General features: G+C 72.4%; 22 protein-coding genes and 1 pseudogene. 18 read left to right on the forward strand and 5 right to left on the reverse strand.

Annotation, left to right across the window (positions count from 1 at the left end; genetic code table 11):
* Positions 1–35: 35 nt before the first annotated feature.
* The 3 genes from miaB (at position 36) to dapF (ending at position 3,581) form a co-directional block, all read left to right on the forward strand.
* Entirely contained in the window at positions 36–1,592 is a 1,557-nt protein-coding gene (gene miaB / locus QM720_RS09755) for a tRNA (N6-isopentenyl adenosine(37)-C2)-methylthiotransferase MiaB (RefSeq protein ID WP_415126018.1), read from the forward strand.
* A gap of 80 nt (positions 1,593–1,672) precedes the next feature.
* A complete protein-coding gene (gene miaA / locus QM720_RS09760) occupies positions 1,673–2,614 on the forward strand; it encodes a tRNA (adenosine(37)-N6)-dimethylallyltransferase MiaA (RefSeq protein ID WP_415126020.1) in 942 nt (313 codons plus the stop codon).
* Positions 2,615–2,723: 109 nt separating this feature from the next.
* A complete protein-coding gene (gene dapF, locus QM720_RS09765; protein ID WP_415126022.1) occupies positions 2,724–3,581 on the forward strand; it encodes a diaminopimelate epimerase in 858 nt (285 codons plus the stop codon).
* Positions 3,582–3,703: 122 nt separating this feature from the next.
* On the opposite strand, the gene QM720_RS09770 is transcribed toward dapF, so the two are convergent.
* Positions 3,704–4,351: a class I SAM-dependent methyltransferase gene (locus tag QM720_RS09770; protein WP_415126024.1), complete on the reverse strand. Its 648-nt coding sequence runs from the start codon at positions 4,349–4,351 to the stop codon at positions 3,704–3,706.
* Positions 4,352–4,421: 70 nt separating this feature from the next.
* Here QM720_RS09770 and hflX point away from each other — a divergent pair, with 70 nt between their 5' ends.
* The gene (hflX, locus tag QM720_RS09775) at positions 4,422–5,945 is read left to right on the forward strand and encodes a GTPase HflX (protein ID WP_415126026.1); all 1,524 of its coding nucleotides are present in this window, start codon (positions 4,422–4,424) and stop codon (positions 5,943–5,945) included.
* 183 nt (positions 5,946–6,128) lie between these two features.
* On the opposite strand, the gene QM720_RS09780 is transcribed toward hflX, so the two are convergent.
* A complete protein-coding gene (locus tag QM720_RS09780) occupies positions 6,129–8,039 on the reverse strand; it encodes a prolyl oligopeptidase family serine peptidase (RefSeq protein WP_415126028.1) in 1,911 nt (636 codons plus the stop codon).
* Positions 8,040–8,252: 213 nt separating this feature from the next.
* On the opposite strand from QM720_RS09780, the gene QM720_RS09785 reads away from it, so the two are divergent.
* Positions 8,253–9,191, forward strand: a complete 939-nt coding sequence (locus tag QM720_RS09785) for a methylenetetrahydrofolate reductase (protein ID WP_415126030.1) — start codon at positions 8,253–8,255, stop codon at positions 9,189–9,191.
* Positions 9,188–11,500 carry a 5-methyltetrahydropteroyltriglutamate--homocysteine S-methyltransferase gene (gene metE, locus QM720_RS09790; RefSeq protein ID WP_415126032.1) on the forward strand — a complete coding sequence of 771 codons (2,313 nt, stop codon included), beginning with the start codon at positions 9,188–9,190 and terminating at the stop codon, positions 11,498–11,500. Before QM720_RS09785 ends, metE begins: the two co-directional genes overlap by 4 nt.
* Before the next feature lie 176 nt (positions 11,501–11,676).
* Here the strand turns inward: metE and QM720_RS09795 are convergent, their stop codons facing one another.
* Both QM720_RS09795 and lexA read right to left on the reverse strand, forming a co-directional pair.
* Positions 11,677–13,035, reverse strand: coding sequence for a hypothetical protein (locus tag QM720_RS09795; RefSeq protein WP_415126034.1), 1,359 nt, complete (start codon positions 13,033–13,035; stop codon positions 11,677–11,679).
* 144 nt (positions 13,036–13,179) lie between these two features.
* The gene (gene lexA, locus QM720_RS09800) at positions 13,180–13,845 is read right to left on the reverse strand and encodes a transcriptional repressor LexA (RefSeq protein ID WP_415126036.1); all 666 of its coding nucleotides are present in this window, start codon (positions 13,843–13,845) and stop codon (positions 13,180–13,182) included.
* Positions 13,846–14,121: 276 nt separating this feature from the next.
* Between lexA and QM720_RS09805 the strand changes: the two genes are divergently transcribed.
* The 6 genes from QM720_RS09805 to QM720_RS09830 all read left to right on the forward strand — a co-directional run bounded on the left by QM720_RS09805 (position 14,122) and on the right by QM720_RS09830 (position 18,607).
* Positions 14,122–14,535: a LysM peptidoglycan-binding domain-containing protein gene (locus tag QM720_RS09805; RefSeq protein ID WP_415126038.1), complete on the forward strand. Its 414-nt coding sequence runs from the start codon at positions 14,122–14,124 to the stop codon at positions 14,533–14,535.
* Positions 14,536–14,549: 14 nt separating this feature from the next.
* Positions 14,550–15,650 carry a histidinol-phosphate transaminase gene (locus QM720_RS09810; RefSeq protein ID WP_415126039.1) on the forward strand — a complete coding sequence of 367 codons (1,101 nt, stop codon included), beginning with the start codon at positions 14,550–14,552 and terminating at the stop codon, positions 15,648–15,650.
* A 43-nt stretch (positions 15,651–15,693) separates the two neighbouring features.
* The gene (gene hisB / locus QM720_RS09815) at positions 15,694–16,305 is read left to right on the forward strand and encodes an imidazoleglycerol-phosphate dehydratase HisB (RefSeq protein WP_415126041.1); all 612 of its coding nucleotides are present in this window, start codon (positions 15,694–15,696) and stop codon (positions 16,303–16,305) included.
* Positions 16,302–16,946 (forward strand): imidazole glycerol phosphate synthase subunit HisH, encoded by a 645-nt coding sequence (gene hisH / locus QM720_RS09820; RefSeq protein WP_415126042.1) that lies wholly within the window; start codon positions 16,302–16,304, stop codon positions 16,944–16,946. Before hisB ends, hisH begins: the two co-directional genes overlap by 4 nt.
* Positions 16,947–16,992: 46 nt before the next feature.
* A complete protein-coding gene (gene priA, locus QM720_RS09825; RefSeq protein ID WP_415126043.1) occupies positions 16,993–17,739 on the forward strand; it encodes a bifunctional 1-(5-phosphoribosyl)-5-((5-phosphoribosylamino)methylideneamino)imidazole-4-carboxamide isomerase/phosphoribosylanthranilate isomerase PriA in 747 nt (248 codons plus the stop codon).
* Positions 17,740–17,806: 67 nt separating this feature from the next.
* Positions 17,807–18,607, forward strand: coding sequence for an SseB family protein (locus QM720_RS09830; protein WP_415127886.1), 801 nt, complete (start codon positions 17,807–17,809; stop codon positions 18,605–18,607).
* A 46-nt stretch (positions 18,608–18,653) separates the two neighbouring features.
* On the opposite strand, the pseudogene QM720_RS09835 reads toward QM720_RS09830, so the two are convergent.
* A pseudogene (locus QM720_RS09835) lies at positions 18,654–19,072 on the reverse strand (DUF1844 domain-containing protein).
* Positions 19,073–19,257: 185 nt separating this feature from the next.
* Between QM720_RS09835 and infC the strand changes: the two are divergent.
* The 6 genes from infC to pheT all read left to right on the forward strand — a co-directional run bounded on the left by infC (position 19,258) and on the right by pheT (position 25,153).
* Complete coding sequence (gene infC, locus QM720_RS09840) at positions 19,258–19,950, forward strand: translation initiation factor IF-3 (RefSeq protein ID WP_415126045.1); 693 nt, start codon at positions 19,258–19,260, stop codon at positions 19,948–19,950.
* Between the two features lie 46 nt (positions 19,951–19,996).
* Positions 19,997–20,191, forward strand: coding sequence for a 50S ribosomal protein L35 (gene rpmI, locus QM720_RS09845; RefSeq protein ID WP_415126047.1), 195 nt, complete (start codon positions 19,997–19,999; stop codon positions 20,189–20,191).
* Between the two features lie 29 nt (positions 20,192–20,220).
* A complete protein-coding gene (rplT, locus tag QM720_RS09850) occupies positions 20,221–20,601 on the forward strand; it encodes a 50S ribosomal protein L20 (protein WP_415126049.1) in 381 nt (126 codons plus the stop codon).
* Between the two features lie 92 nt (positions 20,602–20,693).
* Positions 20,694–21,494 (forward strand): TrmH family RNA methyltransferase, encoded by an 801-nt coding sequence (locus QM720_RS09855; protein ID WP_415126051.1) that lies wholly within the window; start codon positions 20,694–20,696, stop codon positions 21,492–21,494.
* A gap of 66 nt (positions 21,495–21,560) precedes the next feature.
* Positions 21,561–22,622, forward strand: coding sequence for a phenylalanine--tRNA ligase subunit alpha (gene pheS / locus QM720_RS09860; protein ID WP_415126053.1), 1,062 nt, complete (start codon positions 21,561–21,563; stop codon positions 22,620–22,622).
* Complete coding sequence (gene pheT / locus QM720_RS09865) at positions 22,622–25,153, forward strand: phenylalanine--tRNA ligase subunit beta (protein WP_415126055.1); 2,532 nt, start codon at positions 22,622–22,624, stop codon at positions 25,151–25,153. Before pheS ends, pheT begins: the two co-directional genes overlap by 1 nt.
* Positions 25,154–25,227: the final 74 nt, after the last annotated feature.

Raw genomic sequence — 25,227 nt, forward strand, 5'->3', positions numbered from 1 at the left:
CGCGCCCGGGCACGGGCTCGTAGAATGAACGCATCATGTCTTCGCTGTCCAACGCCCCCACGTTGATCGCGCCGTCGCCCGCCGCGCTCACCGCCGACGGCCGGGCGCGCACATACGAGGTGCGCACGTTCGGCTGTCAGATGAACGTGCACGACTCCGAGCGGCTGTCCGGCTCGCTGGAGAGCGCCGGCTACGTCCGCGCCGAGGCGGGCACCGATGCCGACGTCGTCGTCATCAACACGTGCGCCGTGCGCGACAACGCCGCCGGCAAGCTCTACGGCACGCTCGGGCATCTGAAGAGCCGCAAGGACAAGCACGAGGGCATGCAGATCGCCGTCGGCGGCTGCCTCGCCCAGATGGACAAGGACGTCGTGCAGCAGAAGGCTCCGTGGGTCGACGTCGTGTTCGGCACGCACAATATGGGCTCGCTGCCGGGCATGCTCGAACGGGCGCGCCACAACGGCGACGCCGAGCTGGAGATCCTCGAGTCGCTGGAGGTGTTCCCCTCGACGCTGCCGACCAAGCGCGACTCGGTGTACAGCGGGTGGGTGTCGATCTCGGTCGGCTGCAACAACACGTGCACGTTCTGCATCGTCCCCTCGCTGCGCGGCAAGGAGAAGGATCGCCGGCCCGGCGACATCCTGAACGAGATCCGGCTGCTCGTCGACGACGGCGCGCTCGAGGTCACCCTGCTCGGGCAGAACGTCAACAGCTACGGCGTCGAGTTCGGCGACCGGCAGGCGTTCGGCAAGCTGCTGCGGGCGGCGGGGGAGATTCCGGGCCTGGAGCGCATCCGGTTCACGTCGCCGCATCCGGCCGCCTTCACCGACGACGTCATCGAGGCGATGGCCGATACGCCGCAGGTCATGCCGCAGCTGCACATGCCGCTGCAGTCGGGCTCGGACCGGGTGCTGAAGGCGATGCGGCGGTCGTACCGGAGCGAGAGGTTCCTCGGCATCCTCGATCGCGTGCGCGAGCGCATCCCGCACGCCGCCATCTCGACCGACATCATCGTCGGCTTCCCCGGCGAGACCGACGACGACTTCGAGGACACCCTGCGCGTCGTCGAGCAGGCGCGGTTCGCGTCGGCGTTCACGTTCCAGTACTCGATCCGCGAGGGCACGCCCGCCGCGACGATGGAGGGTCAGGTGCCGAAGGCGGTCGTGCAGGAGCGCTACGAGCGCCTCGTCGCCCTGCAGGAGCGCATCTCCCTGGAGGAGAACCAGGCGCAGGTCGGCCGCACGGTCGAGGTGCTCGTCTCCACCGGCGAGGGCAAGAAGGATGCCGCCACCCACCGCCTCACCGGGCGCGCCGAAGACAACCGCCTCGTGCACTTCGAGCTGCCGGCCGGTTCCGCGACGCCCCGGCCCGGCGATGTCGTGTCGGTCGAGATCACGCACGCGGCGCCCTTCCACCTGCTCGCCGACAGCGCCGACGGCGCTGCGCTGCGCATCCGCCGCACCCGCGCCGGCGACGCGTGGGACCGCACGCAGGCCGAGTCGTGCGGCGTGCCCGCGCCGGTGGTTGCGGTGACGGCGGACGGGCGCCGGGCCGTGGGCCTCGGCATCCCCACCCTGCGCATCGGCGAGTAGGCCCGTGGCGTCGCGTCTCGCGCCGTCCGCGCGCTTCGCGCTGTCGAAATCGGCACGCGCTGTCGAAAGTTGAGCAGCGCGTGCCAGAAACGACAGCGCGAGACCATGGCGCGCAGCGGCTGTGGGCGGTGGTCGGGGCGACCGGAACCGGCAAGACCGACCTCTCGTTGCGGCTCGCCGCGGCGCTGGATGCCGGCGGTCGCGGCGCCGAGATCGTCAACGCCGACGCGATGCAGCTGTATCGCGGCATGGACATCGGCACCGCCAAGCTGAGCGTCGCGGAGCGCCGCGGCATCCCGCACCATCTGTTCGATGTGCTCGAGGTGACCGACGAGGCCGCCGTCGCGGCGTATCAGACCGACGCCCGGGCGGCGATCGCGGCAATCTTCGCGGGCGGGCGCGACGCGATCCTCGTCGGCGGGTCGGGGCTGTACGTGTCGAGCGTGCTGTTCGACTTCCGGTTTCCGCCGCACGACGACGCCCTGCGTGCGGAGCTCGAAGCGGAGCTCGCACGCGAAGGCCCCGGCATGCTGCTGGCGAGGCTGCGCGAGCTCGACCCCGCGACCGCCGACCGCGTCGATCCGCGCAACGGGCGGCGCATCGTCCGGGCGCTGGAGGTCGTGCTGCAGGGCGAGGACACGCACGGTGCCGCGCTGCCCGCCGAGCCCGTGCTGTGGCACGAGCCCACGACGATCATCGGCGTGCACCTCGACCGGGCCGAACTCGTGGAGCGCCTCGACCGCCGGGTGGAGCAGATGTGGCGGCATGGCCTGCTCGACGAGGTGCGCGCGCTGCGCGAGCGCCGACTCGAGGAGGGCGTCACGGCGCGGCGGGCCATCGGCTATGCGCAGGCACTCGCGCAGCTCGACGGCGAGCTCACCGAGGCAGAGGCGATCGCGCAGACGCAGGCGCTCACGCGCCGCTACGCGCGCCGCCAGGTGTCGTGGTTCCGCCGCTATCCGGGCGTGCAGTGCGTCGCCCCCGACGTGGATGCGGCCGCGCTCGTGGCGGCTCACCGCTGAGCCCGCGTCCCTCGCTCACGAAACCGCGCACATGCACACGTCGCCCGGCGTGTCGCGTGCATTCGGGAGGTTTCGCGCGTGGTCGGGGCGCCGCCCGTAGACTGGGCCGATGCCGACGATCGCGTTCACCAAGGGCCACGGGACCGGCAACGACTTCGTCCTGATCCCCGACGACGATGGCGCGCTCGACCTCAGCTGCGACCAGGTGGCCGCCCTGTGCGACCGCCGGTTCGGGATCGGGGGCGACGGCATCCTTCGTGTCGTGCGCTCTCGCGCGATCGGCGCGGGCGCCGCGATGGATGCCGAGTGGTTCATGGATTACCGCAACGCCGACGGTTCGGCGGCGGAGATGTGCGGCAACGGCATCCGCGTGTTCGCGAAGTACCTCGTCGAGACCGCGCGCGCGACGATCGACGCGCCGCTGCGCATCGGCACCCGTGATGGAGTGAAGACGCTCACCCGCAGCGACCTCGGCTTCGAAGTCGACCTCGGCCGGTTCGTCGTCGACGACGCCGACGTCGTGGTGCGTGCCCGCGGGCTCGACGTGCCGCGCCCCGGGCAGCACGTCGACGTCGGCAACCCGCACGTCGTCGTGGGGCTGTCGAGCGTCGCCGAGCTGGAGGCGCTCGATCTCACGGTGCAGCCCCAGCTGCATCCCGCGCCGCCCGCCGGCGCGAACATCGAGTTCGTCGTGCCCGCCGACCCGCTGGTGCAGGACGGCGTCGGTGCGATCCGGATGCGGGTGTTCGAGCGCGGGGTCGGCGAGACGCTGTCGTGCGGGACGGGGGTGGCGGCATCCGCCCTCGCGGTGCGGCACTGGGCGGGCTCCGCAGCGCCCGACCGGTGGACGGTCGAGGTTCCCGGCGGCACGCTCGGCGTGCGCATGGTCGCGGGGGAGGGCGGCGCGCACGTACTGCTGTCGGGCCCCGCGACGCTCGTGTACACCGGCGAGGTCGCCCTGGCCTGACGACGGCCTCGGAAGCACGCTCGGCTGGGCCGATGGTTCGGTCGCGGCGAAGTGCGGGTGCGCAGGTCGCCGACCCGCAGGATGCCGCGACCGAACAAGGATGCCGGCACCGGGCGTGCGGCTCAGGGGACCGGGACGGGTCCGGTGCCGCCGGTGCCCGCGCCGTGGCGGCGCACCTTGAGCACCCGGAATCCGCGGCCGGTGGCCGCTCGGGTGACGGTGTAGCCGCTCTCGAAGGTCGCGGCAAGCCAACGCTGCAGCGAGTCGGAGCCGAGGTTGCGCTGCACGACGAGCCAGGCGTCGCCGCGTTCGTCCAGGCGCGGAATCCAGCGCTCCAGCAGTCCGTGCAGCTCGTGCTTGCCGACCCGGATCGGCGGATTCGACCGGATGCCGCGGAACACGACGTCGTCCGGAACCTCGTCCGGCAGCACCGCCCTGACGTTGTCCAGGCCCCACTCGGCCGCGTTGCGGCGGACGAGGTCGAGCGCGCGCTCATTGACGTCGACGGCCCAGATCGTCGCCCGCGGCGACTGGAGCGCCAGGCTCAGCGCGATCGGACCCCATCCGCATCCGAGGTCGAGGAGGTTGCCGCCCGGCGGCGGGGGCGGGGTGTTGGCGAGCAGCACCGCCGTGCCCGCATCGACGTGATCGGGGCTGAAGACTCCGCCCGCGGTCGTGACCTCGCCCGCTCTTCCCGCGAGAGACACGGAGATACGGCGGAGATTCTCGGCACTGGACGGGGACGCACTGAAGTAATGGTCGCTCCCCACTCTGCGAGCGTACCGGAGCCACCCGCCCTCGCGGGAGGCTAGACTGCAAGGCTGACCTCGAAAGGACCGCATGACCGACACGACCCGCCCCGACGGCACCGCCGAGACGCCGCTCGACCCCGTCGACCGGGTGCTTTCGCGCGCGCAGACGCCGTCGGCCGGCGTGCAGGTGTTCGGCGCCGCGCAGGCGCTGCAGGACGAGTCCACGGTGTCGTACGCCGACGACGGCGACCAGTGGGACCGCGAAGAGCGGGCGGCCCTGCGCCGCGTGCCCGGCCTGTCGACCGAACTCGAAGACGTCACCGAGGTCGAGTACCGCCAGCTGCGGCTGGAGAACGTCGTGCTCGTCGGCGTGTATCCGCAGGGTGCGCAGGAGGATGCCGAGAACTCGCTGCGCGAACTGGCCGCGCTCGCCGAGACGGCGGGCGCCGTCGTGCTCGACGGCGTGCTGCAGCGGCGTCCGCATCCGGATCCGGCGACGTACATCGGGCGCGGCAAGGCCGCCGAGCTGCGCGACCTGGTCGCGGCCGTCGGCGCCGACACCGTCATCGCCGACACCGAACTGGCCCCGAGCCAGCGCCGTGCGCTGGAGGACGTCGTCAAGGTCAAGGTCATCGACCGCACGACCGTCATCCTCGACATCTTCAGTCAGCATGCGAAGAGCCGCGAGGGCAAGGCCCAGGTCGAGCTCGCGCAGCTGGAATATCTGCTGCCGCGCCTGCGCGGCTGGGGCGAGTCGATGAGCCGGCAGGCCGGTGGCCAGGTCGGCGCGGGCGGCGCGGGCATGGGCTCGCGCGGGCCGGGTGAGACGAAGATCGAACTCGACCGCCGCCGCATCCGCACCCGCATGGCGCAGCTGCGCAAGCAGCTGCGCGACTTCGCGCCCGCCCGCGAGGCCAAGCGCGGCGAGCGCAAGCGCAACGCCATCCCGTCGGTCGCGATCGCCGGGTACACCAACGCCGGCAAGTCGTCGCTGCTGAACCGGCTCACGAGCGCCGGGGTGCTCGTGGAGAACGCGCTGTTCGCGACCCTGGATGCCACCGTTCGCCGCGCCGAGGCCGCCGACGGCCGCGTCTACACGCTGACCGACACGGTCGGGTTCGTGCGCAACCTGCCGCACCAGCTCGTCGAGGCGTTCCGCTCGACGCTGGAGGAGGTCGGCGACGCCGACGTGCTCGTGCACGTCGTCGACGGTTCGCACCCCGATCCGGCGGCGCAGCTGGCGACGGTGCGCGAGGTCATCGCCGAGGTGGGCATGGGCTCCGGCGCCGCGCGCGAGCTCGTCGTGTTCAACAAGGCCGACCTCGTCGACGACGATGCGCGGCTGCTGCTGCGCGGGCTGGAGCCGTCGGCCCTGTTCGTCTCGTCGCGCACCGGTGAGGGCATCGAGGCGCTGCGTGCGGCGATCGAGGCGGCGCTGCCGCTGCCGGCGGTCGAAGTGCGGGCGCTGGTGCCCTACGACCGCGGCGATCTCGTCAACGCCGTGCACGAGAGCGGGCACATCGTCTCGACGGCCCACGAGGAGGGCGGCACGGCGCTGCACGCCCACGTCTCCGAGCGCCTCGCCGCCGAGCTCGCCCCGTTCGCCCGCTGACGCGGCCCCGGCGCTTCATCCGGCGCATAACGCGCCTATCCGCCGCGGAAGACCCGGTGTGCGCCGGATGAGCGAGCGGCGGCCGCGTTGGTCCGGCGCATGTCGTGGCTATTCGCCGTGGAAGACCCGGTGTGCGTCGGATGAACGGGTGCGCGTGCGACGGTCGGTGCCGGAGGCCACGCGTCAGCCGAGCGCGATCGGCGGGATGCCGGGGGTCTCGAAGCCGAACACCCGCCCGAGGAACGCGAGTTCGCTCTCCAGCGCGTGGACGATCGTCTCGGCACGGCGGAAGCCGTGGCCCTCGCCCTCGTACAGGACATACGCGTGCGGCACGCCCGCCGCGCGCAGTGCGTCGCGGATGGCCTCGGACTGTGCGGGCGGCACGACGGCATCGTCCGACCCCTGCAGCAGCAGAACCGGAACGGTGAAGCCGTCGATGCGGCTCAGCGGTGAGCGGTCGAGGTAGGCCGGCTCGGCCTCGGGCAGCGGCCCGATGAGCCCGTCGAGATACCGCGACTCGAAGTCGTGCGTGTCGGCGGCGAGCGCCCGGGCGTCGGCGACGCCGTAGCGTGAGATGCCGGCCGCGAAGACGTCGGTCGTGGCGAGCGCCGCGAGCACCGTCCAGCCGCCGGCCGAGCCGCCCTCGATCGCGAGGCGGCCGGCATCCGCGCGGCCTTCCGCGGCGAGCCCGGATGCCGCTGTGGCCACATCGTCGACGTCCACGACGCCCCATTGCCCCCGCAGCCGCTCGCGGTAGGCGCGTCCGTAGCCGGTCGAGCCGCCGTAGTTGACGTCGAGCACGCCGATGCCGCGACTCGTGAAGAACGCCGTCTTGGCGTCGGCGACGCCGCCGACGTGAGCGGTCGGCCCGCCGTGCACGAAGACGACGTACGGCGGCAGTTCGTCGCCGGGTCCGGCGACCTCGGGGTTCGTGGGCGGGAAGTCGAAGGCGTGCACCTCGCCGTGGATGCCGGTGAACGTCACCGGGCGGCCGACCGGGAACCAGTCGGTGGTGGTGTCGGCGGTGGTGCCTGTGCCTCCCGCGACCTGCCTCACCGCGCCCGAGTCGACCTCGACGAGCCAGACGCCGTTCGCGCCGCGCGCCGCGCCGCTGATCAGCAGGCGGTCGCCGTCGGCGTCTTCGACGAGCATGCGGGCCGTGGGCGGCACGTCGAGCCGCGTCGCCGTGCCGCCGGCATCCATCACGACCAGCTCGTCGCAGCCGTTCGTGCGCACCGCGGCGACGCGGCCGCCCGGCAGCGGCGCATACCAGCGGGGGCCGAGCACCCACAGCGGTCCGCCGGTGTCGGCATCGGCGGGGCGGACCAGCACGGCCGGCGTGTCGGCGCCCGCTCGCCACAGGTTCCACCGTCCGGTCGGGTCGTCGACGTACAACAGGTCGTCGCCCACCCACTCCGGCTGCAGCGCCGCGGTCTGCCCGGAGGACACCGTGCGCCACGACGCGACGCGGCCGTCCACGAGCTCGCCGATGCGGAGCTCGGTGCGATCCCACGGCATGTCGGGGTGATTCCACGCGACCCAGGCGAGCCGGGCTCCGGACGGCGACAGCGCGGGCTGCGCGACGAAGTCGCTGCCGCCGACGAGGGGCGTCACCGACGCATCCGAGCCGTCGCCGTCGACGTCGATCCGCACGAGGTCGCGTCGGGCCGCGTGAGCGGGCACCTGCCGCTCGCGCACCGCCAGAAGCACGCCGTGCTGCCAGCGCAGCCCGCCGAACGCCGTGTTCGGATCGGCGGGCGTCAGGGGCCGCGGCGCGGCGCCCGGTGCCCGCAGCCACACGCGCTGGTCGGTCTTCTCCACGAAGAACAGGCGCCCGTCCCCGTCCGCGGCCCAGGAGCCGCCGCCGTACTCGTGGACGCGTGAGCGGGCATTCCACGGTGCGGGCAGGACGGTGTCGATGCCGTCCTCGACGAGCCGACGCACCGCCGTGCGCCCGCCCTCGGTGGGCACCGACTCGCCCCACCAGATCTCGTCGCCGACGAACGCGGCCCCCTCGAAGCGGGGCGCGGCCGCCGAGGCCCACGAAGCGGACAGCGGGGACGGCCAGGAACCGTACGGCAGAACGTCGACCATACCCTCCACGCTAGCCGCGTGAGGCTGCGTCACAGATTGTCACACGGTGCGCGGCCGCCGGCGCCGCGGCCTACACTGGACACATCGACGCCCGGGGTGCTCCCGGGCAGGAGCGACAGCCGAGCCCGGCACCCGCCCGCGATGCGCACGAAGCCACGCCTCGTGCGCGTTCGCGGCCGAACCGGCCCTGATCGTCCTGACCCGAAAGCCCCGATGTCTGCCATCCCGTTCTCGTTCGAGATCTATCCGCCGCGCACTGCCGAGGGTCTGCCCGCGCTGTACGAGACGATCCGCGTGCTGGCGGATGCCGGCCCGCGGTTCATCTCGGTGACCTTCGGGGCCGGCGGCTCGACGACCGACCGGTCGCTCGCGGTGCTGACGCACATCCTGCGTGAGACGTCGGTGCCGCCGGTGGCCCACCTCACGTGCGTCGGCAGCACCTACGCCGACGCGACCGCCGTCATCCGCGAGTTCCTCGACGCCGGCATCCGGCGTTTCCTGGCGCTGCGGGGCGACCCTCCGGCCGGTGTCGCCGAGGACGACGTGTTCCTCGGCGACCTGGAGTCGGCGGCGCAGCTCGTGCAGCTGATCGGGCGGGTGCAGGCCGAGCGCTCGCCCTACCGCGAGCGCGAGATCCCCGGGGTTCCCGGCGCCGCGAGCGTGACCGCGGGCGAGCGCGTGGAGATCTCGGTCGCCGCATTCCCGAACGGGCATCCGCGGTCGCGGCACCGCTTCGAAGACATCGACGCGCTGCTGGCCAAGCAGGCCGCCGGTGCCACGTCGGCGATCACGCAGCTGTTCTTCGACGCCGACGAGTACCTCGGCTTCGTCGCGCGCGCCCGCGCCGAGGGCGTGCGCATCCCGATCCTCCCCGGCATCATGCCGATCACCTCGCCCGCGCGGTTGCGGCGCGTCCTGGAACTGACCTGCGATGCGCGCCCGGCCGCACTGGGGGCCGCCCTCGACGCGGCGGCGGATGCCGCCACCGCCCGCGCCGTCGGCATCGCCCATGCGGCCGACCTCGCCCGCGCCGTCGTGGCGGGGGGAGCCCCCGGCATCCATCTTTACGCCTTCAACAATCACGCGACGGTGCTCGACGTGCTGGCTGCGGCCGGCGTCGAGACGTCGACCCGAGAGGAGATCACCACATGACCACCGACTTCCCTGCCGGAACGATCCTCGGCTACCCGCGCATCGGCCGCCGGCGCGAGCTCAAGCGCGCCGTCGAACAGCACTGGGCCGGCAGCCTCGACGAAGCCGGCCTCGAGGCCGAAGCGGCCCGCTTGCGCCGCGAGACCCGCGAGCGCCTGGCGAGCCTGGGGCTCGGGCGTGACGACTCGTCGATTCCCGAGTCGTTCTCGTTCTACGACCAGGTGCTCGACACGGCGCTCGTCGTGGGCGCTCTCCCGGCCCGCTTCGCCGACCTGCGCGCCGCGGACGGTTCCATTCCGCTGGCGGCATATTTCACCGCCGCGCGCGGCGAGGGCGAGCGCGCCCCGCTGGAGATGACGAAGTGGTTCGACACGAACTACCACTACCTCGTGCCCGAGATCGGCCCCGAGACGGTGTTCGCCCTGTCGAGCGACCGCTTCGCCCGGCAGGTCGCCGAGGCGAAGGCCGACGGCTTCACGGTGCGCCCGGTCGTCGTGGGGCCCGTGACGCTGCTCGCGCTCGCCAAGGCGACCGACGAAGCGCCGCAGGGCTTCGACCCGCTCAGCCGTCTCGACGACCTGCTGCCGGTGTACGTCGACCTGCTGGCCGCGCTGCGCGCCGCGGGTGCCGAGTGGGTGCAGCTGGACGAGCCGGCCCTCGTGAGCGAGAGCCTGGATGCCGCGACGCTGGCTGCGGCGGCCGAGCGCGCCTACGCCGTGCTCGGCGGCGCGACCGATCGCCCCGCGATCCTCGTCGCCGCCGGCTACGCGCAGCTCTCGCCGCAGGCGTGGCACGTGCTGGCCGCCGCGCCCGTCGAGGCGCTCGCGCTCGACCTGCACCGCGGTCAGGTGCCGCCCGCGGCCGCGGGGCTGGAGGGCAAGACCGTCGTCGGTGGCGTCATCGACGGCCGCAACATCTGGCGCGGCGACCTCGAGCGCGCCTGGGCGCAGCTCGACGCGCTGCGCGGGCTCGGCGCCGCGGCCGTCGCGGCGGGCACCTCGACGTCGCTGCAGCACGTGCCGCACGACGTCGCCGAAGAGACCGCGCTCGACGGGCGCCTCGTGTCGTGGCTCGCCTTCGCCGACCAGAAGGTCGAGCAGGTGGCCACTCTCGCCCGCGGACTCGTCGCCGGTCGCGCGGCGATCGACGCCGACCTGGCCGCGGCCTCGGCGGCCCTGGCCGATCGCCTCGCCGCGCCGGGAGTGCGCGACGGCGCCGTGCGGGCGCGGGAGGCGGCGCTGACCGCCGCCGACTTCGACCGCGGTGACTACGGCGTCCGCGTCGCGGCGCAGGAGGCGCTCGGTCTTCCCGTGCTGCCGACGACCACGATCGGATCGTTCCCGCAGACCGGCGACATCCGCCGCGCGCGGGCCCGCCACGGGCGCGGCGAGCTCACGACCGACGAGTACGAGGGGTTCCTGCGCGAAGAGATCGCCCGCGTCGTCGACCTGCAGGAGGATCTCGGCCTCGACGTGCTCGTGCACGGAGAGGCGGAGCGCAACGACATGGTGCAGTACTTCGCCGAGCACCTCGACGGCTTCGCCGTGACGCAGCACGGCTGGGTGCAGTCGTACGGTTCGCGCGCGACGCGCCCCTCGATCCTGTGGGGCGACGTGTCGCGGCCGGCGCCCATCACGGTGGCCTGGTCGACGTACGCCCAGTCCCTCACGGACCACCTCATGAAGGGGATGCTGACCGGCCCCGTCACGATCCTCGCGTGGTCGTTCGTGCGCGACGACCAGCCGCTGCGCGAGACGGCGAACCAGGTCGCGCTCGCCCTGCGCGACGAGATCGCCGATCTGGAGGATGCCGGCATCCGGATCATCCAGGTGGACGAGCCCGCGCTGCGTGAGCTGCTGCCGCTGAAGCTCGCCGATCAGCCGGCATATCTGGACTGGTCGGTGGGGTCGTTCCGGCTCGCGACGGCCGGCGCCGCCGCCGCGACACAGGTGCACACGCACCTGTGCTACTCGGAGTTCGGCGTCGTCATCGACGCCATCGCGGCGCTGGATGCCGACGTCACCTCGATCGAGGCCGCGCGCAGCCGCGGCGAGGTCATCGACGACATCGCGACCTCGGGCTTCTCGCACGGCGTCGGCCCGGGTGTCTACGACATCCACTCGCCCCGCGTGCCGTCGGTCGACGAGGTGACCGAGCTGCTCGATCGGGCCGCCGGCACGCTGCCGCTGCGCCAGGTCTGGGTGAACCCGGACTGCGGGCTGAAGACGCGCGGCTACGACGAGACCGTGGCCTCGCTGCGCCACCTCGTCGAGGCGACGAACCGCGTGCGGGAGCGCCTCACCGCCTGACCCCTCACTCCGCCCCGTCCCTCCCCCCGCGAAACCTCGCAAATGTCCGCCTTTTCGCGGCTTTCCCGGCGTGTCGCAGACATCTCTGAGGTTTCGCGAAACCTCACGAATGTCCGGCTCGGCGGGCCGGCCGCGGCGTGTCGCGGGACATTTGTGAGGTTTCGCGGGGGCGGGTGTCAGCGCTTGCGGGGCGGTGCCGTGGGCGACTCGGTGGGGTCGGCGGCGCTCGCGGTCGCGTCCTGCGCCTGCAGCAGTTCGAAGGCCCATCCCACGAGCAGCGCGACGACGAGCACGAGCGCGACGTCGCCGGCGCTCAGCGGGCGCAGGGCGAACAGCCACAGCACGCCGACGGCGGCGATGACGACCCGGACGAGAACGCGGTTCCGGGCGAGCCACCGGCCCAGACCTCCGGTGTCCACGCCCCATGCGGCGATCGCTCGGCGGGCGGAGGAGTTGACGGCCTCGGTCGCCGCGCGCGTGCGGCGCGCCGCCGTGGAGCGGCCCATCGACCAGCCGGCGATCGCGACGATGACGCCCAGCAGCACCATCACCCACGCCGTCTGCGTCATGTCGGCCACGATGCGCTGGTAGATCACGTCGAGCGCCGTGGCGGAGAGGTCGAGCCGCCCCGCCGCGCCGCCGACCGCCGCGGCCCCCGCGCCGAGGCCCGCCGCCAGCGACGCCGCGCCGATTGCGAGGCCCAGCCCGGTGCCGAGCACGGCGACGCTGCGCCGCCGTGCGATCGCGATGCCGAGCGCGAACAGCGCGAGCGTCACGACGGGCAGCCACCAGCCGGCGATCGTCGCGATGGCGTAGGACGTGCGGACGATCGAGAGCGCTGCACCGGAGCCGATGATGACGACGCGGTCGACCGCGGGAATCAGGGACGCGACCCCGATGCCGCGGTCGACGAGATCCTGCTTGACCTGCGCCACGATCGTCCCGAGCTGGATGCCGAGGCCATCCTTCGTCATGACGACCACCCCGCCGCCGTCGGAGGTGGAAGCCACGGTCAGGGCGCGATGGGCGCCGCGGACGGTCGTCGCCCAGACGCCGGAGAACGCGTCGGAACGCACGAGATCGGTGACCGTCTGGCTGACGAGGTTCTCCAGACCCTGGGCGGCCGGCTGGCGCAGCAGGTTCAGCGCCGCCGCCGCACGCGGCGACAGGCCGAGCTGATTGATGCCGTCGAAGACGTCGTCGGTCAACCGGGCGAAGTCGATCTGCGCCGTGATGGCGCCCATCGTCTCCTCGATCACGAGATCCTGCACCGCCAGGTCGTCCACGAGCGGCGCGAGCGTATTCACGAAGGAGTCCTCGTCGACGAGCTGCACCTGGGCCCACGCGCCGACGATCGATACCGGGACGAAGATCGACGCCAGCACGATGCACACCGCCGACAGCACGGCACGCCAGCGAGAGCCTGCGGGGCCGGATGCCGCCGGAGCCGGCCCGGCCAGGCGCGCATTCTCGGCCTCGAGCTCGCGGACGCGTTCTTCCCGCGCGAGGACGTCGTCGAGTACGGGGTCGTTCATACCGTCATTGTGTCGGATGCCGGGCTGCTTCGATGGCGGCAAGTCGCCGCGGACATCTCGGAGGTTTCGCGAGACCTCAAAGATGTCCCGTTTCTGGGGCCGATCGCGGCGTGTCGCGCGACATTTGCGAGGTTTCGCGGGGGGTCAGACGGCGCGCAGCACCGCCACGACCTTGCCCAGCACGACGGCGTCGTCGCCGACGATCGGCTCGAACGCCGAGTTGCGGGGGAGCAGCCACGTGTGGCCGTCGCGTTGGCGGAACGTCTTGACGGTGGCCTCGCCGTCGAGCATCGCGGCGACGATGTCGCCGTTGTCGGCGGTCGGCTGAGAGCGCACCACGACCCAGTCGCCGTCGCAGATGGCGGCGTCGATCATCGACTCGCCCGAGACCTTCAGCATGAACAGGTCGCCCTTGCCGACGAGCTGGCGGGGGAGCGGGAAGATCTCCTCCACCTGCTGATCGGCGGTGATGGGCACACCGGCGGCGATGCGGCCGACGAGCGGCACGAGGGCGGCGTCGCCCACCGAGGCGCCGTGATCGGCGGGGTTCTCGGTCGCCAGTCCCGGCAGGTCGATGAGGACCTCCATGGCGCGCGTCTTGCCCGCATCACGGCGCAGATATCCGCTGAGCTCGAGCTGGTTGAGCTGGTGCGTGACGCTGGAGAGCGACTTCAGCCCCACCGCGTCGCCGATCTCGCGCATGCTCGGCGGATAGCCGTACCGGGCGATCGAGGTCTGGATCACCTCGAGGATCGCCAGCTGCTTCTCGCTGAGGCTGCGGCGCCTGCGGGTCTGAGGTCTTTCGGCCATGTCGCGCGCTCCTTCGCGGGTGCCTCCGGAAGGCGGTGCCTTCGAATGTCGGAGGTTGGTGATGGGGTCTTCCTATCGAAACCGTATCCGGTCTCGGGTCATGAATCGATCAGGCGCTCGCGTGTCGCGTTCGATTCGATTCCGATCCGGATGCTCTTGACAATCACCATACATCGAAGATAGCTTCGGAAGAGAGATTCGCATCCGGTCCTCCCGGCCGAGAACCGGATGCGAATCTCTCGACATCCCGAGGCGCCGCGTCCTGAGGAGGAACCCATGACCACGATCGACACCTTCGGCCCTTCGGTTTGCACGGCTCGCACGGCCCGCATGGCTCGCACCGCCATCCGGATGCCGGCCGCCCCGGCGCCGCGGCTGCGTCTGACCGCGCGCGGTCGCCGGGTGATCGCCGTGCTGGCTTCGCTGCCCGCCGTGGTCGCGTTGAGCATCGCGATCGGGTTCAGCGGCGGGGCCCTCGCGGCGAACGAGAGCGGCGCCCCGGCCGGCACGTTCGAGCAGGTGACGGTCATGCCCGGCGACACGCTGTGGTCGATCGCCGAGACGGTCGCGCCCGGCGCCGATCCGCGCGACGTCGTCGACGCCATCGCGCGCCTGAACGCGCTGTCTTCCGGTGCGCTGGATGCCGGGCAGACGATCGCCATCCCGCTGGAGTACGCGACGGGCAAGTAGGCGTGCCGTCTACGATGGGCTCCGTGAGCGCTCGTCTCGAAGACCTTCCCCTCAGACCCGACCTGCGCGGGCTCCAGCCGTACGGAGCCCCGCAGGCACCCCTGCCCGTCGCCCTGAACGTGAACGAGAACACGCATCCCGTTCCGGAGCAGGTCGCCGACGACATCCTGGATGGCATCGCCCGCGCCCTGCGCGACGTCAACCGCTACCCCGACCGCGAATTCACCGCACTCCGCGAGGGATTCGCCGGGTACCTCGGCCACGGACTGACTCCCGACCAGATCTGGGCGGCCAACGGTTCCAACGAGGTGCTGCAGCATCTGCTGCAGGCCTTCGCCGGTCCGGGTCGCACCGCGTTCGGCTTCGCACCGACGTATTCCATGTACCCGCTGCTGACCCGGGCGACCGGCGCCGAGTACGTCTCCGGCATCCGTGGCGTCGACTACACCCTCACGGCGCAGGACGCCGCCGAGCAGATCGAGCGTGCCCGGCCCGACGTGGTGTTCCTCTGCGCGCCGAACAACCCGACCGGAACGCCGCTGGGGCTCGAGGTCGTCGAGGCCGTGTACGCGGCGACCGACGGCATCGTGATCGTCGACGAGGCGTACCAGGAGTTCGCGCCGCGCGACTCGCGGTCGGCGCTGACCCTGCTCCCGGGGCGCGAGCGGCTCGTGGTGTCGCGCACGATGAGCAAGGCCTTCGCGTTCGCCGGCGCCCGCGTCGGCTACCTCGCCGCCGATCCCGCGATCGTCGACGCCCTGCGCCTCGTGCGACTGCCGTACCACCTCAGCGCCCTCACGCAGGCCGCCGCCGTCGCGGCGCTGCGGCATGCGCCGGCGATGCTCGCGATGGTCGACGAGATCGTCGCGCAGCGCGACCGGATCTCGGCCACGCTCGACGCGCTGGGCTACACGCCCTTCGAGAGCTGGACGAATTTCGTGCTGTTCTCCGGCGTCGAAGACCCGCGAGCGACGTGGCAGGCGCTGTACGACCGGGGGGTGCTGATCCGCGACGTCGGCATCGCGCACAGCCTGCGGGTGACGGCCGGCACGGCCGAGGAGTCGACGGCGTTCCTGGATGCCCTTGCGTCGCTCGGCGACGGCGGGGCGCGGTAGGCCCGCGCCGATCAGCATCGGCGGCGCTCGGTAGACTCAGGGCATGAGCACCCCCGCGCCCCGCACGGCCGCCATCCGCCGCGCGACGAGCGAATCCACCGTCGAACTCGAACTCGACCTCGACGGCACCGGCCGCAGCCACATCGACACGACGGTGCCGTTCTTCGACCACCTGCTCACCGCGTTCGCGAAGCATTCGCTCACCGACCTGACGGTGCGCGCCTCGGGCGACACCGACATCGACGCGCACCACACCGTCGAGGACGTCGCGATCGTGCTGGGTCAGGCCATCCGCCAGGCGCTCGGCGACAAGGCCGGCATCTCCCGCTACGGCGACGCGCTCGTCCCGCTCGACGAGGCGCTCGCGCAGGCGGTCGTCGACATCAGCGGGCGGCCGTACCTCGTGCACACCGGCGAGCCGGCCGGCTTCGAGCTGCACCTCATCGGCGGCCACTTCACCGGGTCGCTCGTGCGGCACACGTTCGAGGCGATCGCCTTTCACGCCGGGCTCACCGTGCATGTGACGGTGCTCGGCGGCCGCGACCCGCACCACATCGCCGAGGCCGAGTACAAGGCGTTCGCCCGCGCGTTCCGTCAGGCCAAGGCGTTCGACGCGCAGGTCGACGGCATCCCGAGCACGAAGGGCGCCCTGTGACCGATCCGGTCGTCGCGGTGCTCGACTACGGGTCGGGCAACGTCCATTCGGCGGTCAAGGCGCTCGTCGCGGCCGGCGCCGATGCGCGGCTGACCTCCGACCGCGGGCTGATCCAGGATGCCGCGGGCCTCGTCGTGCCCGGCGTCGGCGCGTTCCGCGCCGTCATGGACGCCCTGCGCGCCAGCCGCAGCGACGAGGCCATCGAGCGGCGGCTCGCCGGCGGTCTGCCGGTGCTCGGCATCTGCGTCGGCATGCAGGTGCTGTTCGCACACGGTGTCGAGCGCGGCGACGACACCGAGGGTCTCGGCCAGTGGCCGGGCGCCGTCACCGAGCTCGACGCGCCGGTCCTCCCGCACATGGGATGGAACACGGTGCGCGCGGGAGAGGGCTCGCGGCTGTTCGCCGGCATCGCGGACGAGCGCTTCTACTTCGTGCACTCCTACGCGGCGCAGCACTGGTCGCTCGAGGTCATCCGCCCGTTCCGCGAGCCGGTGCTGACGTGGTGCGATTACGGCGAGCCGTTCCTCGCGGCCGTCGAGAACGGCCCGCTGTCGGCGACGCAGTTCCACCCGGAGAAGAGCGGGGCCGCCGGCATTCGTCTGCTGGGCAACTGGATTTCGACCCTGCCGCAGGCGGAGTAGTCTCTCTGTTTGTGCCCGCGAGGGCCCGCCGACCCACCCTGGAGCCATGAACGATTTCGCGTCGACCCCCGAACTGATCCTGCTGCCCGCCGTCGACGTCGCCGACGGCAAGGCCGTCCGCCTCACCCAGGGCGAGGCCGGCACCGAGACGAGCTACGGCGACCCCGTCGAGGCGGCCCTCGCGTGGGCGCGCGACGGCGCGAGCTGGATTCACCTCGTCGACCTCGACGCCGCGTTCGGGCGTGGCAGCAATGCGCACCTCCTCCGCAAGGTCATCAAGCAGCTGCGCGGCGTGCAGGTCGAGCTGTCCGGCGGCATCCGCGACGATGCGACGCTGGAGGCGGCCCTCGAATCGGGCGCCGCGCGCATCAACCTCGGCACCGCCGCGCTGGAGAACCCGGAGTGGGCCGCCGACGTCATCGGCCGGTACGGCGACGCGATCGCGGTCGGCCTCGACGTGCGCGGCACGACGCTCGCCGCGCGTGGCTGGACGCGCGAGGGCGGCGACCTGTGGACGGTGCTGCAGCGACTGGAGGATGCCGGCTGCAGCCGTTACGTCGTCACCGACGTCACGAAGGACGGCACGCTGAAGGGGCCGAACCTCGACCTGCTGCGCCAGGTCACGGCGCGCACCGTCAAGCCGGTCGTCGCGTCGGGCGGCATCTCGAACCTCGACGACATCGCGGCGCTGCGCGAGCTCGTGCCCCTCGGCGTCGAGGGTGCGATCGTCGGCAAGGCCCTGTACGCGGGCGCGTTCACGCTCGCCGAGGCGCTGGATGTCGCCGGCGGCTGACGCCGCGGACGCCGGTGGCGCTGCGGGTGCCGAAGGCGCCGCGGACGCCGGCGTGGATGCCGGCGGTATGACGGATGCCGGCGCTGCGGACACCGGGGGCGCCGTGCACGCGTGCGGCCCGCAGGCCGACTCGGCCGGCGTGCCGTGGGCGGGGCGCAGCTTCGAGCCCAATCCGCACGCGGGCGATGACGGCTCCGCCGACCCGGCGCTGCTGGCCGCGCTGGTGGCGTTCCACGCCCGCCGCGGCGACGAGGTCGCCGTCGTCGAGGCGTACCGCCGGGCGCGGTTGCTGATCCCGCTCGTCGCGGAGGCAGGCGTCGTCGGCGTCGCGCCGTCGGGGCTCGCGGTCGACAAGACGCAGGAGCTGTCGATCGTGACGGTCGCCGCCCCCGACGGGCGGCGCGTGCTGCCGGTGTTCACCTCGGTGGCCGCGATGGCGGCGTGGGATCCGCGGGCACGGCCGGTGCCGGCCGGCGGCATCCGCACGGCGCTGTCGGCGGCGGCCGACGACACCGACCTCATCGTCATCGATCCGGCATCCGAGACGGAGTTCGTGCTGCGCCGCCCGGCCGTGTGGGCGATCGGTCAGGGCCAGCCGTGGGAACCGGCGCACCTCTCGCCGGAGGTGTTCGCGGGGCTGCAGGAGTCGATCGGGTCGGAGCTCGGCGTGCTCGATCTGTCGGTCGCCTCCGGTGACCCCGGCGCCCGGCTGCGCGGGCCCGAGCTCGTCGTGCGCCTGCATCTCGTCGACGGGCTCGATCAGCTCGAGCTCGACGCGATCCTGCAGCGCCTCGCCGCCCGCTGGGCCGCGGACGACCGCATCGCCGTGCTCGTGGACTCGCTGACCGTCAAGCTCATCCGCGCCTGAGCGCGGGGCCGGGGCGCTGCGTCGGAGCGCCCGGCGACGGGGGAGGTCAGGTGACGGGGCCGGTCCACTTCTCGCCGGGGCCTGGCCGATCGGGTCGGGGATGACCGACGCCTCGCGGAACGCGAGCTGCAGCGACCGCAGCCCGTCGCGCAGCGACCGGGCGTGCATGTCGCTGATCTCCGGGGCGCCGGCCGTGATGAGCCCGGCGAGGGCGTTGATGAGCTTGCGCGCCTCGTCGAGATCGAGCTGCTGCTGCGGGTCGTCCGCCAGCCCCACCTTGACGGCGGCGGCGCTCATGAGGTGCACCGCCGCGGTCGTGATGACCTCGACCGCCGGCACGTCGGCGATGTCGCGGGTGGCCGCGGCCGCGGCGCGCTCCTGCTCCTCCCAGCGCGCGAGGCGCCCGGCATCCTCGGTCTCGTCGTGGGCGTGCGAAGGGTCGGGGGAGGCGGGAATCGTGGCCACGGGCTGCTCTCTGCTAGAGTGAACGGGCACCGGAGTGTTCTGCTCCGGATCGAAAGAGGATCACATCCCACCCGCGCTTGCCGCTCCAGGCTACCGGGTCACGCACTCCGCCCCGTCGCAGGGGTAGTCCACGCAGTGGATGCCGGGTGCAGGAACGAAGCCGACGTGCGCGTCGTGCGGGGTGGATGCGAGGCTCTTCCGCCCGAGGCACAGTCCTGTGCCGCGGTGGCCACCCCCGTACGACTAAGGAGTTCCGCATCAGCGATCCCCGCACCAATGACCGCATCCGCGTTCCCGAGGTCCGCCTCGTCGGACCCGCGGGTGAGCAGGTCGGCGTCGTCCGCATCGAGGTCGCCCTGCGCCTCGCGCAGGAGGCAGATCTCGACCTCGTCGAGGTCGCGCCCAACTCGAAGCCGCCCGTGGTCAAGATCATGGACTACGGCAAGTACAAGTACGAAGCCGCCCAGAAGGCCAAGGAAGCGCGCCGCAACCAGGCCAACACGGTCCTCAAGGAGGTCCGCTTCCGCCTGAAGATCGAAGCTCACGACTACACGACCAAGCTCAAGCGCGCCGAGGGCTTCCTGCAGTCGGGCGACAAGGTCAAGGCCATGATCCTCTTCCGCGGTCGCGAGCAGTCGCGTCCCGAGCAGGGCGTGCGTCTGCTGCGCAAGTTCGCGGAGGATGTCGCCGAGTTCGGCACCGTGGAGTCCAACCCCACGATCGACGGCCGCAACATGGTGATGGTGATCGCGCCGCACAAGAACAAGTCCGAGGTCAAGACCGAGCAGAACGCCCAGCGCGCTGCGAACAAGGAGGCGGCCCGCCAGGCGCGCGGCGCCCACGCGAACGCTTCCGCCGAGACCGCCGCGGCGGAGTAGACCCCACAGCTCCCGCTCCGCGGGAAACACAACGAAGGATGAAGACATGCCGAAGCAGAAGACCCACTCGGGTGCCAAGAAGCGCTTCAAGGTCACCGGTAGCGGAAAGATCATGAAGCAGCAGGCGAACCTCCGCCACAACTTCGAGGGCAAGCCCACCCGTCGCACCCGCCGCCTCTCGCAGGAGCAGGTGCTCGCCCCGGGTGACGCCAAGGTCGCCAAGAAGCTCCTCGGCCGCTGAGCGCCGACGCACGTTAGGAATACAAGAAAATGGCTAGAGTCAAGCGGGCCGTCAACGCCCAGAAGAAGCGTCGCGTCATCCTCGAGCGCGCATCCGGATACCGCGGTCAGCGTTCGCGCCTGTACCGCAAGGCGAAGGAGCAGGTTACCCACTCGCTCGTCTACGCGTACCGTGACCGTCGCAAGCGCAAGGGCGACTTCCGCCGCCTGTGGATCCAGCGCATCAACGCCGCGAGCCGCGCCAACGGCCTCACCTACAACCGCTTCATCCAGGGGCTCGGACTGGCGGGCGTGCAGGTCGACCGTCGGATGCTGGCGGAGCTCGCCGTGAACGAGCCCAAGACGTTCGCGAGCCTCGTCGCGACGGCCAAGGCCGCGCTGCCCGCCGACGTCAACGCGCCCCGCGCGTAACCCGTCATCCGAAAGGGCGTCCTCCTCCGGGAGGGCGCCCTTTCGCGTCCCCGTGTCGGCGCATCCGTCGCCACTCCCAGTAGAGTCGGAGCGTGCTCGAGAACCCGCGTTCCCCCCGCGTGCGCGCGGTTGCAAAGCTGACCAAACGCAGCGCCCGGCAGGAGACCGGGCTGTTCCTGCTGGAGGGGCCGCAGGCGGCGCGCGAGGCGCTCGCCTTCCGCCCCGACACGCTCGTCGAGCTGTTCGCGACGCCGACCGCGATGGAGCGTCACCAGGACGTGCGCGAGGCCGCGCAGGATGCCGGCGTCGAGGTCGTCTTCACGACCGAGCCGGTGCTCGACGCGATGGCCGACACCGTCACCCCGCAGGGCATCGTCGCCGTCGCGCGCCAGTCGCCGACGGCGCTGCGGGACGTGTTCGCCGCGTCGCCGCGGCTCATCGCGATCTGCGAGGAGGTGCGCGACCCCGGCAACCTCGGCACGATCATCCGTGCCGCGGATGCCGCCGGAGCCGATGCCGTCGTCCTCACCGGCCGCACCGTCGACCCGTACAACCCCAAGGTCGTGCGCGCGACGACGGGATCGCTGTTCCACGTGCCGGTCGCGGTCGGCGCCGACCTCGCGGTCGTCGCCGACCGCGCCCGCGCCGAGGGCCTGCGCATCGTCGCCGCCGACGTCGGCGGCGACGACTTCCTCGCGCGGCGCGCCGTGTTGCGTGAGCCGACGGCGTGGCTGTTCGGCAACGAGGCGCGCGGCCTCGACGAGGCCGCGCTGGCGCACGCCGATCTCGCCCTGCGCCTGCCCATCTACGGGCGCGCCGAGTCGTTGAATCTCGCCACCGCGGCCAGCGTCTGCCTCTACGAGACGGCGTTCGCCCAGCGCGCTGCGACCTGACCGCTCCGCTCGCGCGGGCGCGAGCCGGCCGCGCGGCGGCGCGGGCCGCCGGTAGACTCGTCTCTTGTGTCTGACGACCTCGAAATCACCCCGGATGCGGTGGATGCCGCCGTTGCAGCCGCCCTGTCGGCCGGTGCCGCGGCCTCCTCGATCGCCGACCTCAAGGCCGCACGCGCCGCGCACAGCGGCGAGGCGTCCGCGCTCGCGCGCCTGAACGCGCAGCTGCGGCACGTGCCGAACGAGCGCAAGGCCGAGTTCGGCAAGCTTGTCGGCCAGGCGCGGGCGCGCGTCACGCAGGCCCTCGCCGCCCGCGAGGAGGAGCTCGCCGCCGCCGAGGGCGCGGCGCGCCTGGAGGCCGAGCGCGTCGACATCACGGCGCTCGCGCCGCGGGTGCGCACGGGCGCCCGGCATCCGATCTCGCTGCTGCAGGAGGAGATCGCCGACCTGTTCGTCGGCATGGGCTGGGAGATCGCGGAAGGCCCCGAGCTGGAGCACGAGTGGTTCAACTTCGACGCGCTGAACTTCGACGTGGACCACCCGGCCCGCCAGGAGCAGGACACCTTCTACGTCGATCCGCCGGCGCGACACCTCGTGATGCGCACCCACACGAGCCCCGTGCAGGTGCGTTCGATGCTCGAGCGTCGCGGAGCACTCGTCGACGACGGTCGCGGGATCTACGTGCTGTGCCCGGGGCGCACCTACCGCACCGACGAGTTCGATGCGACGCACCTGCCGGTGTTCAGCCAGATCGAGGGCCTCGTCGTCGACAAGGGCATCACGATGGCGCATCTGAAGGGCACGCTCGACCACTTCGCCCGGCAGATGTTCGGACCCGAGGCGAAGACGCGGCTGCGCACCAACTACTTCCCGTTCACCGAGCCCAGCGCCGAGCTCGACCTCTGGCATCCCTCGTTCAAGGGCGGGGCGCGCTGGATCGAGTGGGGCGGCTGCGGCATGGTGGACCCCAACGTGCTGCGCGCGGCGGGGATCGACCCCGAGGTCTACAGCGGGTTCGCGTTCGGCATGGGCGTCGAGCGGTGCCTCATGTTCCGCGCCGACGTGCAGGACATGCGCGACATGGCCGAGGGCGATGTCCGTTTCAGCGAGCAGTTCGGAATGGTGGTCTGATGCGCGTCCCTCTGTCGTGGCTGCGTGAGTACGTCGACGTCCCCACGGACGCGACCCCGGATGACGTCTTCGCGGCGCTCGTCTCGGTCGGTTTCGAGGAGGAGGAGGCGATCGGCTTCGACCTCGAGGGTCCGATCGTCGTCGGCCGCGTGGTCTCGTTCGTCGAAGAACCGCAGAAGAGCGGCAAGACGATCCGCTGGTGCCAGGTCGATGTCGGCGGCGCGCACGGGGGCATCCGTGGCATCGTGTGCGGCGCGGGCAACTTCTTCGAGGGCGACAAGGTCGTGGTGACGCTCCCGGGCGCCGTGCTGCCGGGGCCGTTCCCGATCGCGGCGCGCAAGACCTACGGCCACGTCTCCGACGGCATGATCGCCTCGGCGAAGGAGCTGGGCCTGGGCGACGAGCACAGCGGCATCCTGCGGCTGGCCGAGCTCGGCCTCGACCCCGAGCCGGGCACCGACGCGATCGCGCTGCTCGGGCTCGACGACGTCGCCGTCGACGTGAACGTCACGCCCGACCGCGGCTACGCGCTGTCGATCCGCGGCATCGCGCGCGAGTATGCGCACGCCACCGGCGCCGTCTTCCGCGACCCCGCGCTGCGTGCCTGGGAGGATGTGCAGCCGGGCAGCGGATTCCCGATCGCCGTCGACGACGCCGCACCCCTGCGCGGGCGCGCCGGTGCGAGCGAGTTCGTCGCGCGCGTCGTGCGCGGCGTCGACCCCTCGCGCCCGACGCCGCCGTGGATGGTGGCGCGCCTCACGCTCGCCGGCATCCGGTCGCTGGGCGTGCTCATCGACATCACGAACTACGTCATGCTCGAACTCGGCAACCCCGTGCACGGGTACGACCTCGACACGCTCGCCGGTGGCATCACGGTGCGCCGTGCGCACCCGGGCGAGACGATGGTGACCCTCGACGACAAGGAGCGCACGCTCCATGTCGAAGACCTACTCATCACCGACGAGTCCGGCCCGATCGGCCTGGCCGGCGTCATGGGCGGCGGCACGACCGAGATGAGCGACACCACGCGCAACGTGCTCATCGAGGCGGCGACCTTCGACACCGTCACGATCGCGCGTTCCGCCCGCCGGCACAAGCTGCCCAGCGAGGCCTCGCGGCGCTTCGAGCGCGGCGTCGACCCGCTCATCCCGTTCGTCGCGGCACGCCGGGTCGCCGACCTCATGGTGGAGCTCGCCGGCGGCACCCTCGACCCCGAGTACGGCGGCGCGCTGTACGGCGAGGTGTTCCTGGCATCCATCGTCCTGCCGCGCGAGTTCGTGCCGGCTCTCGTCGGCGTCGACTACACGGATGCCGAGATCACCGGTGCCCTTCAGACCATCGGCTGCGAGGTCAGCGGGACGGGCGAGGGCTGGGAGGTCATCCCGCCGTCGTGGCGCCCCGACCTCACCGACAAGTGGACCCTCGCCGAGGAGGTCGCCCGCATCCACGGGCTGGACCGCATCCCCTCGATCGTGCCCACGCCGCCGCCGGGCAGCGCCGGCCGCGGGCTCACCGCGCCGCAGCGCGGCCGCCGCCGCGTCGCGAACGCGCTGGCCGCCGCCGGCTTCGTCGAGACGCACTCGTTCCCCTTCGCGACGGCGGAGGACAACGACCTGCACGGCTCCGCCTGGGGCGCGCACACCGCGAGTGTGCGCTTGGCCAACCCGATCGACGGCCAGGCGCCGTACCTGCGCCGCTCGCTCGTGCCGGGGCTGCTGCAGGTGGCGCACCGCAATCAGTCCCGCGGCTTCGCCGACCTGGCACTCTTCGAGACGGGTGCCGTCTTCGCACCCGAGGACGACGTCGTCTACGGCACCGACGTCGTGCCGCCGCTGGGCGCCCTGCCCGACGAGGCGACGCTCGCCGCGCTGAACGCGTCGATCCCGCCGCAGCCGCGCCATGTCGCGGTGCTGCTGACGGGCAGCCTCGTCGCGAAGCAGCCCGGTGTCGCCCCGGTCGCGTACGACCTGACCGACGCCCTCGCCGCCGTGCAGACCATCGCGGTCGCGGCGGGAGTGCGCCTCGACGTCGCGCAGGGCCTGCGCGCCGCCCTGCACCCGGGCCGCACCGGCATCGTCTCGGTGTCACGATCCGATGGTGGGAACACCGAGGTCGGCTACGTCGGAGAGGTGCTGCCCGCCGTGTCGGCCGCCGCCGACCTGCCCGGCCGCGTCTACGTCGCCGAACTCGACCTCGACCTGCTGCTGTCGCTGTCGACCGGGCCGGATGTCGCGGCGTCGCTGTCGGGCCTCCCGGCGGCGACGCAGGACGTCTCGCTCGTCGTGGGCGACGACGTGCCGGCGGCCGATGTCCGCGCCGCGCTCGTCGACGGCGCGGGGGAGCTGCTCGAGTCGCTGCGCCTCGTCGACGACTACCGCGGAGCGGGCCTGGCGGAGGGGACGAAGAGCCTGACGTTCGCGCTGCGCTTCCGCGCGCCCGACCGCACCCTCACGGCCGCCGAGGCGACCGCGGCGAAGCTCGCCGGGGTCGCCGTCGCGGCGGAGCGTTTCGGCGCCGCCATCCGCGAGTAGGGCTGATCCGTGTGGCGCTACGCGCAGGTGGCGGAGGGCGTGCTGACCGTACGCGAATGTGTCAGGTTCCGGGG

The sequence above is a fragment of the Microbacterium sp. genome (assembly GCF_047602155.1).
Taxonomy (GTDB): domain Bacteria; phylum Actinomycetota; class Actinomycetes; order Actinomycetales; family Microbacteriaceae; genus Microbacterium.

What these genes read in the sequence shown, in the direction of transcription:
- miaB (WP_415126018.1), top strand. Translation starts at nt 36, where the DNA reads ATGTCTTCGCTGTCCAACGCCCCCACGTTGATCGCGCCGTCGCCCGCC.
- dapF (WP_415126022.1), top strand. Translation starts at nt 2,724, where the DNA reads ATGCCGACGATCGCGTTCACCAAGGGCCACGGGACCGGCAACGACTTC.
- hflX (WP_415126026.1), top strand. Translation starts at nt 4,422, where the DNA reads ATGACCGACACGACCCGCCCCGACGGCACCGCCGAGACGCCGCTCGAC.
- QM720_RS09780 (WP_415126028.1), bottom strand. Translation starts at nt 8,039, where the DNA reads ATGGTCGACGTTCTGCCGTACGGTTCCTGGCCGTCCCCGCTGTCCGCT.
- QM720_RS09785 (WP_415126030.1), top strand. Translation starts at nt 8,253, where the DNA reads ATGTCTGCCATCCCGTTCTCGTTCGAGATCTATCCGCCGCGCACTGCC.
- metE (WP_415126032.1), top strand. Translation starts at nt 9,188, where the DNA reads ATGACCACCGACTTCCCTGCCGGAACGATCCTCGGCTACCCGCGCATC.
- QM720_RS09795 (WP_415126034.1), bottom strand. Translation starts at nt 13,035, where the DNA reads ATGAACGACCCCGTACTCGACGACGTCCTCGCGCGGGAAGAACGCGTC.
- lexA (WP_415126036.1), bottom strand. Translation starts at nt 13,845, where the DNA reads ATGGCCGAAAGACCTCAGACCCGCAGGCGCCGCAGCCTCAGCGAGAAG.
- QM720_RS09805 (WP_415126038.1), top strand. Translation starts at nt 14,122, where the DNA reads ATGACCACGATCGACACCTTCGGCCCTTCGGTTTGCACGGCTCGCACG.
- QM720_RS09810 (WP_415126039.1), top strand. Translation starts at nt 14,550, where the DNA reads ATGGGCTCCGTGAGCGCTCGTCTCGAAGACCTTCCCCTCAGACCCGAC.
- hisB (WP_415126041.1), top strand. Translation starts at nt 15,694, where the DNA reads ATGAGCACCCCCGCGCCCCGCACGGCCGCCATCCGCCGCGCGACGAGC.
- priA (WP_415126043.1), top strand. Translation starts at nt 16,993, where the DNA reads ATGAACGATTTCGCGTCGACCCCCGAACTGATCCTGCTGCCCGCCGTC.
- QM720_RS09830 (WP_415127886.1), top strand. Translation starts at nt 17,807, where the DNA reads ATGACGGATGCCGGCGCTGCGGACACCGGGGGCGCCGTGCACGCGTGC.
- infC (WP_415126045.1), top strand. Translation starts at nt 19,258, where the DNA reads ATGCGAGGCTCTTCCGCCCGAGGCACAGTCCTGTGCCGCGGTGGCCAC.
- rpmI (WP_415126047.1), top strand. Translation starts at nt 19,997, where the DNA reads ATGCCGAAGCAGAAGACCCACTCGGGTGCCAAGAAGCGCTTCAAGGTC.
- rplT (WP_415126049.1), top strand. Translation starts at nt 20,221, where the DNA reads ATGGCTAGAGTCAAGCGGGCCGTCAACGCCCAGAAGAAGCGTCGCGTC.
- pheT (WP_415126055.1), top strand. Translation starts at nt 22,622, where the DNA reads ATGCGCGTCCCTCTGTCGTGGCTGCGTGAGTACGTCGACGTCCCCACG.